Consider the following 15,477-nt stretch of genomic DNA (forward strand, 5'->3'; position numbering starts at 1 on the left):
GTTCGGCGCCCAGCTCTTGCGCGCCAGGAATTCCGCGGAGATGGTTCGCGCCGCCCGCGTGCCGAAACTGGTGGCCGGCCGCAGCGCGCCCTCGAGCACCTCGGGACGCTCCAGCCCTTCGAGGCTCTTGGCGATCATCGTCGCCTGATGCGGCAGCAGCGGATAGTTGAATTCGAGATCGATGCGGGCGCGCGCGGCTCAGGCGGAGCTACGTTGCCGCGGCGCCCTTCGCCGGACACGAAGGTGCCGCGGCCGACTTCACCGACCACCAGCCCGCGCCGCAACAGCTCGGTGTAGACCCGGCTCGCAGTCGAGACGGCGATGTTGCGGTCATAGGCGAAATGACGCTGCGGCGGCAGGCGGTCGCCCGCCTTCAGCGCGCCGCTGGCGATCTCGGCGGCCACCGCATCCGCCAGCTTCAGATATTCGAACCTCGACATTATTGCACCGAGAGCAATGTTTTACTTGCTCCGAGTAATGTACCGGATCATTTAAGAAGGAACAAGCCCATGATTGCACCGAGGAGCGCGCAAGCAATCCGCGGTCACGACGGCGCAGGTGTCGAAACGGCATTTGTGTCAACGGCATAGCTTTGCCGTTTGGGCATCGAAGGAGATGACAATGACGACGATATACTCAGCTGCGGCATCGCCCGCGCGGTCCAGCATGATGGGCGGATTGCTCCGATTGCTCCGAGTGTGGGGCGATGCACTCGCGACCTATTGGGTGCGCCGGGAGGCGATCAAGACGCTGCGCCAGCTCGATGACCGGACGCTACGCGATATCGGGATCTCGCGCTGCCAGATCGAGCCTGCCGTCGCCGGCGACCTCGATATGGAGCTGGTGCGGATCCGCTGAACAGAAGCGTGGTGCGACGGCTTCGCGTGATCGGAGCGGTCGCATCGCAGACGGCCGCGATGGCTCGCTGCGCGGCTTTAACCAACCAGTGTTTGAGCGTGGCGAAGAACTGTTCAGACCAGGTCCCGTCCGGACACTTGCTGCCGGTTGCAGAATTCACCGAAACTACACCAAAGATGCCGAAGAACCCCGGTTTGTCGCCGCCATCGCTCCAAGGTTGTGGCGCTCTATGCTAGCGTATTAGTTGCGTACGCTAGCGTTGTAGTTGGGGACCGATGGCCGCTCGCAAATTGTCGCAAGGGCCGGCCCCGACCCGGGAAGCGCGCCGCCGCTGGCATGAGGAGCGGTCGCTGCGGTGCGCCATCAGATTGGCCCGCATGGGTTACTGGGAGTCGCAGAGTGCCGCGGCGACCGATTTCTGGATATCGCCCGAGCTCGCCGCCTTCTACGAATTCGAAACGGTCGACGGCTTCATCCCCATTGCCACGGTGCGTGAGCGCTATCTGCCTGAAAGCCGGAAGGTTCTGGAGGCGCATTACGCGGCCTGCTGGGCGGAGGGGCAGCCCTATGCGGTGCGGACGCGGCTCCGCAGTTCCGACGGTAGCCTGCTCGACTGCGTGGTGCATGGCGAGCCGGAATTCGACGCGCGCGGTCAGGTCCGACGCGTGTCCGGCATTGTCCGCGACGTCACGGAGGAAACTTCCGCGCTACGGCGCCTGACGGAGAGCGAGCAACGGCTGGCCGATTTTGTCTCTACCGCCTCGGACTGGTGCTGGGAGAGCGACGCTGCCCACCGGCTGCTGCCCTATCCCAAATCGCTTGCCGGCAATGCGGCCTTCCAGACCGTGGCGTCCGGCGGCAAGGCGCGCTGGGAACTGGCTTATGCGCCCGAGGACGGGGAGGCCATGGCGCGGCACCGGGCCGACATGGAGGCCCATCGCCCTTTTCGCGACTTCACCTATACGTTGATCGGCCAGGACGGGTCGCGCGTCAGTATCTGCACCAGCGGCAAGCCCATCTACGCCGATGATGGCAGCTTTCTCGGCTATCGCGGCACGTCCAGCGACATCACCCAGCTCAGGGCGGCCAAGGCTTTGCTCGACCAGCGCACGCGGGCGCTGGAGGAAGCCCATCGGCTCGGCAAGATCGGCACCTGGAGCTACCGTCTGGACACCGGCCGCACGACCTGGGCGCCCGAACTCTACCAGCTTCTCGGCTTCGACCCCGACACGTTCGAGCCGACCGATGAGAGCATGAGGCCCTATTTCCTGGACGGCGACGCCGACCGCTTCAAGGACCTGCAGAGGAGGGTCGTCCGCACCCGAAGGACCGAGGCCACCGACCTGCACATCTTGCACGCGGACGGCATGGCCCGCGATCTGGCTGTCATCTGCAAGGCGGAGGTCGCCCACGACAAGGTCATCGGCATCATCGGCACCGTGCAGGACGTCACCGAGCGCAAGGAGGCTGAGCGACAACTCGAGCAACTCGCCTATACCGACCCTTTGACCGGGCTCGCCAATCGCGCGCTGTTCACGCGCCAGCTCGCCGCCCTGATCGAGGGCTGCACCCGGCACGACCGGGGCGCCGCGCTGCTGCTCATCGATCTCGATCGCTTCAAGGAGGTCAATGATTCCCTCGGCCATGCCGCCGGCGACAAATTGCTGATCCAGGTAGCGGCGGCACTGCGGCAGGAGCTGGGGCCGCGCGCCTTCATCGCCCGGCTCGGCGGCGACGAATTCGCCGTGCTGGCGGAGGGATGCGGCATGTCCGACGCCGCGCTGACCGGACTTGCCGATCGGCTCATCGGCAAGCTGTCCGTTCCCGTCGATCTCGCCGAGGGCGAGGCCTTCGTCGGCGCCACCATCGGCATCGCCCGCCTGCCGGAGCATGGGGCGACGGCGGAGACTGCCGTGCGCAATGCGGACCTCGCGCTCTATATGGCCAAGGAGGCCGGGCGCGGCCGCGCGCAACTGTTCGAGCCGGTCTATGCCCAGGTAGTCGATCAACGGCTCGATCTCGGCCAGCATCTGCGCCACGCGGTTGAGGCTGGCACCCTCGAGGCCCATTACCAGCCGCAGGTGGACCTGAGGACCGGCCGCGTCACCAGCTTCGAAGCGCTGCTGCGCTGGACCCATCCCGAGCGCGGACCAATCTCGCCGGCGGAGTTCATCCCGATCGCCGAAAGCTCCGGGCTCATCGTCGATCTCGGCCTATGGGTGCTGCGCGAGGCTTGCCGGCAGGGCCGCGCCTGGCTCGATGCCGGGTTGCCGCCGCGCTCCGTCTCGGTCAACGTCTCGCCGGCGCAGATCTGGAACGTGGACTTCGATTCGGCCGTCGCGGCCGTGCTGGCGGAGACCGGCTTTCCGGCGAAGCTGCTCTGCCTGGAGCTGACCGAAAGCCTGTTCGTGGATCATACCGAGCAGCGCATCAGCCGCACGCTGACGGCGCTCTCCGGTCTCGGCGTCCGGCTGGCGCTGGACGATTTCGGCTCGGGCTATTCCTCGCTCGGCTATCTGACGCGCCTGCCGTTCCACTGGCTGAAGGTGGACCGCGCCTTCGTGGACGGCATTTCCACCGCGCCGGAGAAGCGCAAGCTGCTCGGCGGCATCATCGCCCTGTCGCACGGGCTCGGCATGACCGTGGTGGCGGAGGGAGCCGAATTGTCGGCCGAAGTGGACGTGCTCGGCGGGCTCGATTGCGATCTGGTGCAGGGCTTCGTGTTTTCCCCGCCCGTCGCCGCCGACAAGGCGCCGCTGGTGGCCGCCAGCATCGAGCGCGAGGCGTGCCGGATCCAGCCAAAACGGAATCGCCTCTAGGCGAACTCCGCTTTGGCAGCATTGTTTTGCCCGTGGCTTTGCCTCGATGGTGGCCGCTGACCGATTAGCTGGGCCATGTACTCACAAATCGGAATTGGATGAGGAGCGCTTGACGTCCGCTCTCACCCTGACAACGGCGAGAAGGCGGACCTCGCCGGAGGTTCGTGAAGGGCCAGACTCGGACGTTCCTGATCCTACTCTTACGCTTCGTCTGCGGCATCCGACGCAAACTGCTACCCGGTCGACCGCCGACTTGAGGACGACAGCGGATACTCCGCAGTTTATCGACCATCCTAGGCATTTTCCTTGCGCCACTTCCCCGGGCTAATGCCGATGTGCCGCCTGAAGACCCTGGCGAAATGGCTCTGATCCGCGAAGCCGCAATCTATGGCAATTTCGGAAAGCGACGCCTCGCGGCCCGCGAGCATGGTGAGGGCCCTTTCGACACGGCGCTCTTGCAGCCAGCGGTGGGGAGGAACCTGCGCTGATTGCCGAAAGGCCCGCGCAAAATGCGAGACTGTCAATCCGCACTCCTCCGCGAGCCGCTTCAGTGTAACGTCGGAGCTAAGGCTCGCGGACATCAGTTCCTTGGCGCGCCGCTCCTGCCAAGAGGCAAGCCCACCCCTCGCGTGTGCTCGCGTCGCCCCCGGCGCGCCATAGCGCTCGACGACGTGAGAGCCCACCGCGTGAAGAATGTGGTCGAGGAACAATCCATTGACGCGATGGTCTCGCTCAAGTGCAAGAAGCAGCGCCGAACCGAGATTGCGGATGATCGCATCGTCGTAGCTCGAGCCGAAGGTATATTGAAGCTCACCATCAAACCGCACGCAGTTTTGCTGCGCTATGTCGATGAGCACCGCTCGGGGTAGGTAGAACGGAAGAATGTTGTACCCTGTCCGATGAAAGCCGCGCGGGTCGCGGCGAAGATCAAATAGCCCCGTCGTGCCGGCGTTGAACGGTTCTGTTTTGACTGAATGACCGTCTTGCCACAGCTCGAGGTCCGGCAAACTCTCGATCATCAGGCAGACGTGATAGGCCTCATCACGGGCGACCGAATGGCTGGGCGCTGACATTGGCGCGTGAGACCTGATCTGGGTCACCGCCAGCACGTCGTGCTTGCGCGTGCGAGTGACGTGGGACCTTGGCTCTCTCTGATGGAAGAGTTCCGCCAGATGGTTTCCATAAGCGCGAAGCCGGTCCACGGCCTCCAGGTTCATACCCATAGCCCAACCTCACTCTTGCCTCTTCCCCTGTAATTTGCTCTTTCGTCGGAAGATCGACAACGGAAACTATCGAAACCCATTGTTTCCGGATTTGCGCCGAGGCCAAATCAAAAGGGGCGTCGGACCGCAGCGAAGGCTGCTGGTTCAAAACGCCAGAACGAGCATGACCTCCTGAGGAATTGAGAGAAACACGTCCCAAACCAAGCATGGTCGTTCAAGTAGCTTGGCGCGATGTGACCCTATCCATCGGGCACGTTCGCTGGTGTGGCGCTCGCTGCACGAAAAGCAATTGATGGAGCAAATCACCAATGACGAAGCTACCGATGCCACTCACCGACGATCAGTGGCTCGTGCTGCTGCGCGCAATCGTCTTTATCGGCTTTGGCGTTCTCGCATTCTTTTGGCGTGGTCCTACGCTGGTTACGCTGACCTTGCTGTGGGGAGCCCATGCCCTGATCGACGGAGTTATCGCCCTCTGGGCCGCTGTTAAGGCTTCCGAGGGCGAGACAGGTCCGCGCTTCTGGTTGGGCCTGAGCGGCGTCATGAGCATCCTCACCGCCATCGCGACGTTTTACTGCAGCGGCCAAACAACAATGGTGCTCTTGATGTATGAGCGATTTTGGCCGCGACCTGTCTTACGTCAACGCGGTGAGGCAACTTGGACAGCATACGCGGCAGCCCTGAAATGGGTGCCGTTGTCGGCACGACAAACCGTCCTGACCAACCAGTTGCTGGCTCTGGTGCATTTGGGTTTCTGAAGCGGAAACCGGTTGGTTGATGTCCGGATTGGGGCCAAAGGCGGACGTAGGCTAAGTCACCTCTTCAACTTCGCCGGGCCGCCAGGTCTTGTCGAACCAGGGCTGCAGCGGACCATAGAGGCGCAGAATCGTGCCCCAGCCCTTGCCGGGAATGGTTTGTACCCAGTTCGCTTCCTTACCGGGTGGCGGCGTCGGGCCGAAATACATGTCGACCGACGTGTCGGGATTGATGACCGTGTCTATCTTCTGGCTGCTGATGCTCGGGAACTGCTGGTCGGTCTGAAGCATCGAGCGGGTCTGGTTGTCGTAGAGCACGAGTGACCAAAAGTTTTTCGCCGGGATGTTCGGCGGCAGGTGCAGTCGGTAGGTCTTGCCGCCGTCGAACGGCCGGCCGTTCACGTCCAGGAAGTCGACCGCGTATTGCGAACCGACGCCCGGCATTTTGCGGGCCATCGCCGGCGTGATGCCGGTGCCGTAGAAGAAGAAGTAGGTGCGCGGATCGAGCATGCGCGCGCCGTCGTGCTCGAACTGGTAGCTGCCGCCGATGAAGGCATAGCGCCAATTCGACTTGCCCGGGGCGAGGTAGAACTCGTCGCCTCTGGCTCTGTACGTGATCGCCCGCGCCGTGGCGCTGCCGACCGCCGCGGCATCGACGAGGATCTTCTTCATCCGCTCGTCCGGCGCGAACGGCTTTCCCTGTTCGATGCCGATCGACGCGAGTAGACCTAGCGTCTCCGGATCGATCGCTTCGTTCGGCTCTTCCTGCACGACCTCGTTCACCTCGTCGAAGAACGAGACGTCCATGGCGTGAACGGTGTTGAACGCCTTGCCCGAGCCATTGACGAAATTCGTCGCCGGCGGATTGGCGGCCTGCGCCAGCGGGTAGATGCGCAGGTTCTCTTTGAACCGGTCAGCCGCCGGCTTCGGGTCGCCGTTGACGAGGAATCCGCGGCTGAAGAACAGGTTGCCGAACGTGGGAGACTTGAAGACGAAGTACCCTTTCGGTACGTCGCCCTGGTAGCCAGGCGGTTGGAACAGGAACTTGCCGCCCAGGCCTTTGTCGGGCCCGGCGTTGCCCAGATCCGCGACGTAGTGGAACCAGAAGTCGTCGACCAGACCGAGTGTGTTGGCTGGGCTTTCGAGGACGACCGGGCCGTTCTTGAGATCGATCCAGGCCCACGCGTACACCGTGTCCGTATTGGCCGTCAGAAACAGCGAGCGCGAGTCCATCAAGTCCTCGAAGAGGACGACGGTGTTGCTGGCCGGACCGAAACCGCTGAGCCCCTTGCGGATCGCGACGAGCGAAGCCGCCGGCATCGCCGTGAGGAACGCCTGCGTCGCGCGCTGGAAGTCGAGGTTGTCGTAAACCTTCTGGACAGTCGCGTCGTCTGGAAAGCCGTCGGTGTATTTGAGCGTGCCGAGCCGCGTCTCGATCGTGTCGGGCGTGGTGACGGACGGTGGAATGTCAGTTGCGAATTTCGGCCGGGCGTGCGTCTGGGCGAGAGCGGTCGTTTCGGGCAACGCGGTAGATGCGAGCATCGCACTTCCCACGATCAGTATGTCGCGGCGATTGAATGTGGCTGGATCGCTCATGTCCTCCTCCTGGTTTGCGGGATCGTGCGGACAGCCGCGCAAACGAGGTCAATGCCGTCACCGTGAGCTGGATCCCCGCAAGTACCGTTGATCCAAATCAATAAGTTTCCGATCAGGGTCACAACCGGCGGTCGAGGATCCGAGACACACGTCCGGTCTGCCCCTGACTGCGGACCAGCGCAGTGTTCCCTGGCTTCTTCGCCTTCGGGGCCAGAAGCAGAAATCGCTGGTTGAGCTCGGCTCTCTTATTGCTGGCGGCCCACGGTAGTGCTGACTGCCGCACGCTCCACATTCGGCAGCTTATAGCTGCCGTTTTGAACGGACTGCGTGGGTACATAGGCCCGCACGATGAGGGCGAATTGCCCTTCAGGCGCGGGCAGCCAGTTGGCGCGGGTAACCGCGTCGGCCGGCTGCGCATTCGCAATCGTTATGATGAGCGAGCCGTCCGGTGCGAACTTCAGCTCGTTGGCATCAAGGCTGACCGTACCGATATTGGTACGCCCATTCGGCGACTTCGCGAGCATGAAGTAGTCCTTGTCATACATGGTCAGCGACCAGAACCCGCCACGCGATCGGTCCATTGGTGGGAGTCCGTCTTTCGGGAACGTCATCGTGTAGGTGTTGCGACCTTCCAGCAAAGCGCCCTTGGCGTCGGTTCCACGAAGGGAATAGATCGCCTCGCGGTGGTCATTAACCATTATATAGATGACGGCGGCCTGGGCGCGGCCGAACCAGTCGCTTCCCCAAACACCGCCGTTCTCCTGGCGCTGCCAGCCGTTGCCGGCATCGACTCCGACCTGTTCGTAACGGCTGCTTGCGTGCAACGAAACGTCCGCATTAAGAGCTGCGCGGTCGAGCAGGTCCTTGTAGCTCGCGTCTGACTTGCGCAAAGCGATCAAATTCCGCGCCTGATCCGCCATCGCTGCATCCGTTGGACCGACCGTTGGGTTCGCGGCCAGCACCTTTTCAAGGCCATCCCAGAATGTTTTCGGGTCGACCCATTCCGGCCGGAACGCATACGGGTCGGCCGCGATCATTTCCGCTGTCAATCCAGGTGGGAAAACTGCATTCCGCGCCACGTCCCTGCAGTCTACTGGCTGCTGGCCCGGCTGGTTCTGGCTCAGTGGAAAGATACGCATCTGGCCGAGCACCGCGAGTGCTTCGGCTTTGGCCTCGGGCGTATGCGCCGCGAAACTGCGCCCAGGAACCCAGGCGACATTGGTCGGCATTCGAAGCACGTCGACAAAACCATCCGGCTTTTGGCCACTCCACCCTGGACCAACAAGCAGGTACTAGCCACCCGGCGTTCCAGCGGCTGAGCCGATTTGATAGATGACATTCGTGAACACATCGGCGATCTGGATAGTCCAGTAGTGCCCTTTGGGCACGTTAGTTGGGGTCTGGATAACGGCCGGTTCTTGCCCAAGATCGGCAAAGCCGCTCATGTAGATCGTGTCATTGTTCGGCGTCACGACCATGCGCTGGGATGGTGCCATGTAGTCGCTCAGACAGCCGCCCGTGTTCACCGGGCCGCCAGGAAACACTCCGAGCACCGCTCCGGGACCCTGTTTCATCGTTTCCCACTGGCTCGTGCGCGTCATCACGTCGACAGATGGATAGCCCCAATAGTAAACCAGCCGCGCAAGCGCCTCGATGTACTCCCGGTTGGCGAGCTGCGCCGGCACGCCGCCGGAGCGGGCAAGATCGGCATGAGCGGGTGTGAAAGCCCGCACCTCGTAGGGTTGTTGTGTGCTGGTCTGCGCGTGCACTGTAACGCTGGCCAGGAGTGCGACAACAATCGAGGCAAGCATCGACGTTAATTTCGTGCAAGCTTTCATGTTGTCCTCCGAGTGCAGCGTCCGCCTTGAGGAACATCGGGCACAAAGAAAACAGAGGCGGCGCAGTGTTCGTATTGATCTAGATCAACGGAGTCCGCTTGGGGGCCATGATCTGACATCTCAGGCATAGTTCTGCGGTCGCAATCCAACAATCGCTATTTCGCCAACTCGGACAATGAAGCCTGCGCGCGGCGCTCGAAGATGACCGCACCCTGGCGCTTGGCGATATCGGCAGCCGTTGCGAAGGCTGATCGTGCCTCAGTCTTGTTGCCGCGGTCGAGCGCCAGCAGGCACGCGCCGCGCAAGCGATAGATCTCGGGCAGGTAGATGCCGATGCCGGCCTCGTCGATACCCGCGATCGCGCGGTCGAGATGACCGAGTGCGTCCGCGGCCCGGCCCGCGGCAAGCAGAACTTCGGCTGCGAGGCCGAGATAATATTGCGGCAGCGGACCGGCCGCGGTAGCGTTGGTGATCTCCGCATCGATTAGCCGCACGGCGTCCGCAGCCGCTGCGCCGCTTGCGGTGGCCCACCCGACGAGGATCAGGCTGCTGGCGCGCCATGGCGGTAGGCCGAATTTGTCGGCCAGCGCGGCCGCGCGATGTGCTGCCGCGTACGTCGCTTCGCGGTCTCCCCCGAGCTGATAGCCAATACCGACGTTGTGCAGCCCGTGCGCGAGACTGTTCGGATGGTCGAGCATTTCAGCCAGCGCAATGCCTTGCGTGAAATGCGGCCTTGCCTGTTGTTCGTCGCCCGATAGCCGCCATGAATTGCCGCACTGGATATGGGCGCAGACGGCGGGGTCGTGGCCACCAAAGGCGTGCGCGAGATGACGATGCTGCATCACGTCGTAAAGCGCGATGACGTGCTGGCAGCCCTCCAGTGCGCTGCCGACGTCGCCGCGAAAATATGCCGTTGAAAACTGACAATGATAGGCTTCGAGCAACAACTCGCGATCGTCTGACTGTTGCGCGAGCGACACCAGTTCGCCGGCCCGGTCGCGCGCCAGCGCCGTTTTGCGCCTTAGGTTGGCGTTGATCCAGAGGCCCCATTTGGCCTGGAAGGAAGCGGGGCCGTCGCCTAGCTGCTCGCCGATCTCGCCAGCCTTGGTATAGGCTGTCTCGGCCTCGGCGCTTTGTAAGCCGTGCGCGACAACCGACGCCGCACCGAGTTTGAGCCAGAACTCCAGCTGCCGGCGGAGGCCGTTTTGCGGCGGCATGGTTTCAGCGAGCCTGAGACCCGCGGTGAAATGCGCGATCGCCTCTACATAGGCCGAACGGTTCATGGCCTGGTTGCCAGCGCGCATGCGGTAATCGCAAGCGAGAAAGAGTTGACCCGCTTCGCCGAAATGATAGGCCAGCAACTCCGGTTCCTTGGCAGCGACATCGCCAAAACGCTGCTCCAGCACAAGACCGACGCGCCCGTGCCATTCTCGGCGGCGCGTCAGCAACAGGCTTTCATAGGCGGCGTCGCGCACCAGCGCGTGCTTGAAGTTGAAGCTCCGCTCGAGGCCACGCTCCTCAGGAAACACGATTCCCGCGGCAACCAGCTTTGCCAGCATGTCTTCGAGTGCGTCGTTGTCCTTGCCTGCTACCGCTTCCAGCAAGGCAAGGGTGAATTGCCGGCCGATCACCGCGGCAATCTGGGCCACCTCGCGGGCGCCGCCGAGACGGTCGAGGCGGGCCATCAGCGAGTCCTTCAGCGTCGCCGGCACCGAGTCCTGGCCCGCCGACTCCATCACGCTTCGGGTTAGCTCTTCGACGAACAGCGGCACGCCATCAGTCTTGGCGATGATCGCGGCGATCGTGTCCGCCGTCAGCCCATGCGCGGCGGCGACGCTCGCGACCACCTGCATACATTCGGGGCGGCCGAGGCGTCCGAGCGTGATCAGCGTGGCGTGTGGCCTTGACAGCCAGGGCGGCGTGAAATCCGGTCGCGCCGATACCACGACAAGGAGCCGCGCGCGGGCGATGCTGTCGGCCAATCGCGTCATCAGTTCGATCGTGGTCGCATCGATCCAGTGCGCGTCTTCCAGTACGGTCAGCACCGGTTCGCTGTCGCTGGTCCGCGTCATGATCTCGACGATCAGCGCCAGCGTTGCGGCCTTGCGCTGGGCCGGCGACGCGGCGGGAGCTGTCTCAGCCAGCGGGATCGACAACAGCTCGGCCAACAGCGGCAGCGCAGCCGGATCGGCGATGTGCCGCGCGCCAAGAAGCGAGCGGAGTTTCTCGGTGCGCACATCCGATGGATCGGCAAGCGCAAGGCCGGCGACGCGGTTGAGATAGTGGATCACCGGGTAGAGCGCGCTGTCGCTGTGATAGGGAGAGCATTGCAGATTGATGCGCGCGTGAGCTTCGGCCGCAAGCTCTTGCTGTAGCGCCTCGATCACGCGCGATTTGCCGATTCCGGCTTCACCGGTCACGGTCACGATCTGGCCGTCGCCTTGCCGCGCCAGATGCCAGCGTTCGCGCATCAGGCCCATTTCATGCGCTCGGCCGATCAGCGGCAGGCGTCTCGCGCGGATCGCAGCAAATCGGCTTTCGACCGCGGCTTCGCCGCACACGCGCCAAGCTGGCACCAGGCGGGAGAAGCCCTTGAGTTCGTGCTCGCCGGTATGGGTGAGTTCGAAAAGGCCGCCCAACAATTTTTGGGTGGACTCGCTGATAATGATGCAGTCTGCACCGGCCAGCGCCTGCAGCCTTGCCGCGAGGTTGGGCGTTTCACCGACGATGGTCCGCTCCTGCGCCGAGCCGGTGCCGATGATTTCGCCGACCACGACGAGACCAGTGGCGATGCCGATCCGCGTCTGCACGCGTGTGCCGTCGGGCATTTCGATTGCGCCGACTTCCGACAGAATTCCAATCGCGGCGCGAACGGCACGTTCCGCCGCATCCTCGAAGGCGCGGGGAAAACCGAAATAGGCCAACACACCATCGCCCATGAACTTGGCGACGAAACCACCGTAACGCCCGATCGCACCGGCCACCGCGTCCTGGTACCGCCGGATCAGGCCGCCGAGCAGCTCCGGATCGAGCTTCGCTGAGAGCGCAGTGGAGCCGACCATATCAGCGAACATCACCGACACCTGCCGCCGCTCGGCATCGCCAGAGCCGGGCGCCACAGCCGCGGACGAAGCCTTGTCGGGCGAAGGAGCCTTGTCCTGGTCGGAAATCGGGGCTGCTGCGGTGTTACGCGCCGCGACCGCCTTCAAAAGCCGGCGGCGATTGCCCAGTGATAGACCCAATTGCTCGAGATCATGGTCATCGAGGTCGGGCAGGATATCGAGGCCGATGTCATTCGTCTCAAACGAGTCGGCGTACTGCTCCAAATTGTGCCCACGCAACCAGTCGCGTAGATCGCTCATGCCATCGATTCCCCCACCCGGCGCTCCAAAGGCAGATTGGCACATCTACAGGACCTTGGGGTGCAAGACTTTGGGTGCGGGATTTCGAGCAGCGGAAGGAACGTCCCTTAGGTCCGCCTTGGGTCCAAAAGGTGAAGAACTCAACGTGAGCACAATGCGTCCGCTTTCGGTCCATAGCGACCAATCGCCGTCGGTCAGCGCCTCGTTGAGCCTGACTGCCGAGCCGTGGTTCCAGCGCCTGACCGAAGGGGGCCGAATCATGCGCAACGAACTCTCCGACGATGAATGGACTGCCATCGAGCCGATGCTGCCCCACAAGCCGCGCGGCGTGCCATGAGCGAATGACCGCGTCCTCAACGGCTTCTTTATGTTGTTTCGGAATATTGGAAAAATATCCCTGAGTTGCCCGACGTGTCAAGTTGCCGGTCGAACGCCGGCCCGCCACCGGCTACTTTGCATGGGGTTGTTTTCGATATTTGGCACCGCCGCCTGCGGCGGCCCCAAAACTCATCCCCTTAGTGCCGCACCACCAGCACCGAGCATTTGGCGTAGCGCACGACGTGCCCGGCATTGGAGCCGAGGAAGTAGGTGCGCATCGCCGGGCGGTGCGAGGTCATCACGATCAGGTCGGCCTTCATGGTCGCGGCCTCTTCGAGGATCTCGTGATAGATGCCGCCCTGGCGGACCACGCCGGAGATGCGCCCAGGCGCGATGCCGGATTCGCGCGCGACGATCGCAAGCGCTTCTTCCGATGTTTCACGCTGCTGGCTGTCGAAATCCGCCGGAACATATTCGGCGAGCATCACCGGCGTCATCGGCAATACGTTGAGCAGACGCACCGCCCCGTTCCAGGTTTGCGACAGCGTCGCAGCGGTTGCGATCGCAGGCTTCGCCAGATCGGTATCGGCGAGGTCGATCGGCACGAGAATGGACTTGTACATCTGCGCCTCCTGTCCGCGATTGGTCTGGAGCCGTTTGGTCCCTGTGCCGGGACGCGCGCCTTCTTTTTCTTCGGTAGCTTGTCGTGTCGCCGCGAACCGGTCCCCCTGTCGCGCCGGCATCAATATAGCATGGCAGAGCGGCGCTGTCCGCTTGCGTCAGCCGCGCGAGGCCTGCTTCAACAGTTTAGGGCTGACGAACAGCACGAGCTTTCCGCGCCGGAAGGAGACGTCGTTCCAGTCGTCGGTCGCGAAGTCGAACACGGCGAGCCCCGAGGTCGGCAGATTGTCGCCGAGCGCGCGCTTGGTGGCCTCGTCGCCGCTGCCGGTCAGCGTCAGCGCGAGCTCGTGCATGCCGGGATTATGGCCGATCAGCATCAGCCGCTTCGGGTCGGTGACGGAAGCCATCCGGATCGCGGTGAGTAGATGCGCCGGATCGGCACCGTAGAGTTCCGGCACGAATTCGACTTTCGGCGCAGGTCCGGAGCCCTTCAGCGCCTCGCGCACGATCTCCCAGGTTTGCGTGGTGCGGACCGCCGGCGACACCAGCGCCAGATTGGGCAGGGGCGGGTGGCGGGCGATCCAGCCGCCGATCTCCGCCGCATCGCGGTGGCCGCGCTCGTCGAGACGGCGGTCCTGGTCGTGCCCCGAAGGCGCGTCGTGTTCGGTCTTGGCGTGACGCAGCAGCAGTAAACGGCGCATGGACTTCCATCTCGATTCGGTCTGGTCGAATTAATTCTACAGGCTCATGCCCTGGACAAGGTGACAAGCGCCGCAGCGGTTCGTAAGAAACGACATGAGCGAGACTTCCACAAGTGCGGCAGACGGCCCCGACGAGGCGGCCTCGCCGTTTCGCGACCGTCTGGCGTTCGACCTCGACGTCGACATTTGCGTGGTCGGGGCCGGACTGGCCGGCCTGACCGTGGCCCGCGAGGCGGCGCGCCTTGGTGCGAGCGTCGCCGTACTCGAGGGCCGCCAGATCGGCTGGAACGCCTCCGGCCATCATCTCGGCACCGTAATGCCGGGCTTCGGCCTGCCGATATCGGATGTGATCGAGCGCGTCGGCCTCGACGACGCCCGCGAATTGTGGGCGCTGTCGAAGGAGGGCGCTGATTATGTCCGCGCCACCGCCACCGAGGATTTGATCCCGGGTATCAACCCGAGCAATGGTGCACTGGAGGTTTCCAATGTCGACGTCGGCGAGGCGCTGATCAGCCGCTTGCAGACGCTGGGCGAGGATTTTGCGACCGAGGTCGAAGGCTGGCAGGTCGATCGTGTGCGCAGCGTGCTCAGGACCGGCCGCTATTTTCACGGCATCTATTACCCGAAGGCGTTCCAGATCGACGGCCGCCGATATGTACACGGGCTCGCCGCGCTGGCGATGCGGGCGGGCGTGCGGATCTTCGAGGAGACGCCGGTCGTCAGCATCGATTTCTCGGGCATCCGCAAACGCATCGTGACGCCGACGGCGCGGTTGCGCGCCAATCACATTGTCCTCGCCGGCAATATCCATCTCGGCGCGCCGCTCAAGCGCTTGTCCGACACGCTGTTGCCGGTGTGGCGCTACGCGGCATTGACCGAACCGCTCGGCGAACGGCTGGCGGAGACGATCGCCTTTGCCGGCTCGGTCGTCGACAGTGACGGCATCGACCATTTCCGCGTCGTCGACGGCGATCGTCTGTTGTGGGCCAGTCCCGAAACCACCTGGAACGCACGACCGAAGCGGCTCGGCACGGCGGTGCAGCGCCGCATCGCCACGGTATTTCCTCAGCTCGGCAAGGTTCCGATCGCCGACACGTTCGGTGGCGCGGTTGGCGTCACCGTGCATGGCATGCCGCAGATCGGGCAGTTGCGCAGGGGCCTGTGGGTGGCGAGCGGCTTCGGTCGGCAAGGGCTCAACACCTCGGCGCTCGCCGGGCAGTTGATCGCACGCAGCATCCTGTGGGGCGACGACCGCTGGCGGCTGTTTTCGCCGTTCGAGCTGGTCTGGGCGGGCGGCACCACCGGCCGCGTCGCCGGTCATTTCATTAGCCTGTGGGCGAGGGGCGCCGCGTCCGCAGCGGGCGTGCTGGCGCGCTACCGCGAGGG

At 63.7% G+C, this 15,477-nt stretch carries 11 protein-coding genes and 2 pseudogenes; 5 read left to right on the forward strand and 8 right to left on the reverse strand.

Going from position 1 to position 15,477, the window contains the following annotated elements; genetic code table 11:
• A pseudogene (locus H8B02_RS34810) lies at positions 1–440 on the reverse strand (GntR family transcriptional regulator); the annotation flags it as partial.
• 181 nt (positions 441–621) lie between these two features.
• On the opposite strand from H8B02_RS34810, the gene H8B02_RS34815 reads away from it, so the two are divergent.
• Together H8B02_RS34815 and H8B02_RS34820 are read left to right on the forward strand one after the other, a co-directional pair.
• Positions 622–858: a DUF1127 domain-containing protein gene (locus tag H8B02_RS34815; RefSeq protein WP_229170390.1), complete on the forward strand. Its 237-nt coding sequence runs from the start codon at positions 622–624 to the stop codon at positions 856–858.
• A gap of 275 nt (positions 859–1,133) precedes the next feature.
• Positions 1,134–3,677: an EAL domain-containing protein gene (locus H8B02_RS34820; protein WP_376711748.1), complete on the forward strand. Its 2,544-nt coding sequence runs from the start codon at positions 1,134–1,136 to the stop codon at positions 3,675–3,677.
• Between the two features lie 293 nt (positions 3,678–3,970).
• On the opposite strand, the gene H8B02_RS34825 is transcribed toward H8B02_RS34820, so the two are convergent.
• Positions 3,971–4,900 (reverse strand): helix-turn-helix transcriptional regulator, encoded by a 930-nt coding sequence (locus H8B02_RS34825; protein ID WP_229170392.1) that lies wholly within the window; start codon positions 4,898–4,900, stop codon positions 3,971–3,973.
• 308 nt (positions 4,901–5,208) lie between these two features.
• On the opposite strand from H8B02_RS34825, the gene H8B02_RS34830 reads away from it, so the two are divergent.
• Positions 5,209–5,658: an HdeD family acid-resistance protein gene (locus H8B02_RS34830; RefSeq protein WP_229170393.1), complete on the forward strand. Its 450-nt coding sequence runs from the start codon at positions 5,209–5,211 to the stop codon at positions 5,656–5,658.
• A gap of 51 nt (positions 5,659–5,709) precedes the next feature.
• On the opposite strand, the gene H8B02_RS34835 is transcribed toward H8B02_RS34830, so the two are convergent.
• From H8B02_RS34835 to H8B02_RS34850, 4 genes and pseudogenes are all read right to left on the reverse strand, one after another.
• Positions 5,710–7,251, reverse strand: a complete 1,542-nt coding sequence (locus tag H8B02_RS34835; RefSeq protein ID WP_229170394.1) for a DUF1254 domain-containing protein — start codon at positions 7,249–7,251, stop codon at positions 5,710–5,712.
• Positions 7,252–7,496: 245 nt separating this feature from the next.
• Positions 7,497–8,390, reverse strand: a complete 894-nt coding sequence (locus H8B02_RS34840) for a DUF1214 domain-containing protein (protein WP_312001493.1) — start codon at positions 8,388–8,390, stop codon at positions 7,497–7,499.
• A 3-nt stretch (positions 8,391–8,393) separates the two neighbouring features.
• A pseudogene (locus tag H8B02_RS34845) lies at positions 8,394–9,089 on the reverse strand (DUF1254 domain-containing protein); the annotation flags it as partial.
• Positions 9,090–9,244: 155 nt separating this feature from the next.
• Complete coding sequence (locus H8B02_RS34850; protein ID WP_229170397.1) at positions 9,245–12,451, reverse strand: ATP-binding protein; 3,207 nt, start codon at positions 12,449–12,451, stop codon at positions 9,245–9,247.
• Between the two features lie 154 nt (positions 12,452–12,605).
• On the opposite strand from H8B02_RS34850, the gene H8B02_RS34855 reads away from it, so the two are divergent.
• Positions 12,606–12,788: a hypothetical protein gene (locus H8B02_RS34855; RefSeq protein ID WP_229170398.1), complete on the forward strand. Its 183-nt coding sequence runs from the start codon at positions 12,606–12,608 to the stop codon at positions 12,786–12,788.
• A gap of 178 nt (positions 12,789–12,966) precedes the next feature.
• Here H8B02_RS34855 and H8B02_RS34860 read toward each other — a convergent pair whose 3' ends face one another.
• Together H8B02_RS34860 and H8B02_RS34865 are read right to left on the reverse strand one after the other, a co-directional pair.
• Positions 12,967–13,392 (reverse strand): universal stress protein, encoded by a 426-nt coding sequence (locus H8B02_RS34860; protein ID WP_021077991.1) that lies wholly within the window; start codon positions 13,390–13,392, stop codon positions 12,967–12,969.
• Positions 13,393–13,548: 156 nt separating this feature from the next.
• Complete coding sequence (locus tag H8B02_RS34865) at positions 13,549–14,091, reverse strand: SixA phosphatase family protein (RefSeq protein WP_229170399.1); 543 nt, start codon at positions 14,089–14,091, stop codon at positions 13,549–13,551.
• A gap of 94 nt (positions 14,092–14,185) precedes the next feature.
• Here H8B02_RS34865 and H8B02_RS34870 point away from each other — a divergent pair.
• A partial coding sequence (locus H8B02_RS34870) for an NAD(P)/FAD-dependent oxidoreductase (RefSeq protein ID WP_229170400.1) occupies positions 14,186–15,477 on the forward strand: 1,292 nt, incomplete at its 3' end.

It is taken from the genome of Bradyrhizobium altum (assembly GCF_020889705.1).
GTDB lineage: Bacteria > Pseudomonadota > Alphaproteobacteria > Rhizobiales > Xanthobacteraceae > Bradyrhizobium > Bradyrhizobium altum.

Excerpts from the sequence above, each read along its gene's own strand:
- H8B02_RS34815 (WP_229170390.1), top strand. The coding sequence starts at position 622 with ATGACGACGATATACTCAGCTGCGGCATCGCCCGCGCGGTCCAGCATG.
- H8B02_RS34820 (WP_376711748.1), top strand. The coding sequence starts at position 1,134 with ATGGCCGCTCGCAAATTGTCGCAAGGGCCGGCCCCGACCCGGGAAGCG.
- H8B02_RS34825 (WP_229170392.1), bottom strand. The coding sequence starts at position 4,900 with ATGGGTATGAACCTGGAGGCCGTGGACCGGCTTCGCGCTTATGGAAAC.
- H8B02_RS34830 (WP_229170393.1), top strand. The coding sequence starts at position 5,209 with ATGACGAAGCTACCGATGCCACTCACCGACGATCAGTGGCTCGTGCTG.
- H8B02_RS34835 (WP_229170394.1), bottom strand. The coding sequence starts at position 7,251 with ATGAGCGATCCAGCCACATTCAATCGCCGCGACATACTGATCGTGGGA.
- H8B02_RS34840 (WP_312001493.1), bottom strand. The coding sequence starts at position 8,390 with ATGCGTATCTTTCCACTGAGCCAGAACCAGCCGGGCCAGCAGCCAGTA.
- H8B02_RS34850 (WP_229170397.1), bottom strand. The coding sequence starts at position 12,451 with ATGAGCGATCTACGCGACTGGTTGCGTGGGCACAATTTGGAGCAGTAC.
- H8B02_RS34855 (WP_229170398.1), top strand. The coding sequence starts at position 12,606 with ATGCGTCCGCTTTCGGTCCATAGCGACCAATCGCCGTCGGTCAGCGCC.
- H8B02_RS34860 (WP_021077991.1), bottom strand. The coding sequence starts at position 13,392 with ATGTACAAGTCCATTCTCGTGCCGATCGACCTCGCCGATACCGATCTG.
- H8B02_RS34865 (WP_229170399.1), bottom strand. The coding sequence starts at position 14,091 with ATGCGCCGTTTACTGCTGCTGCGTCACGCCAAGACCGAACACGACGCG.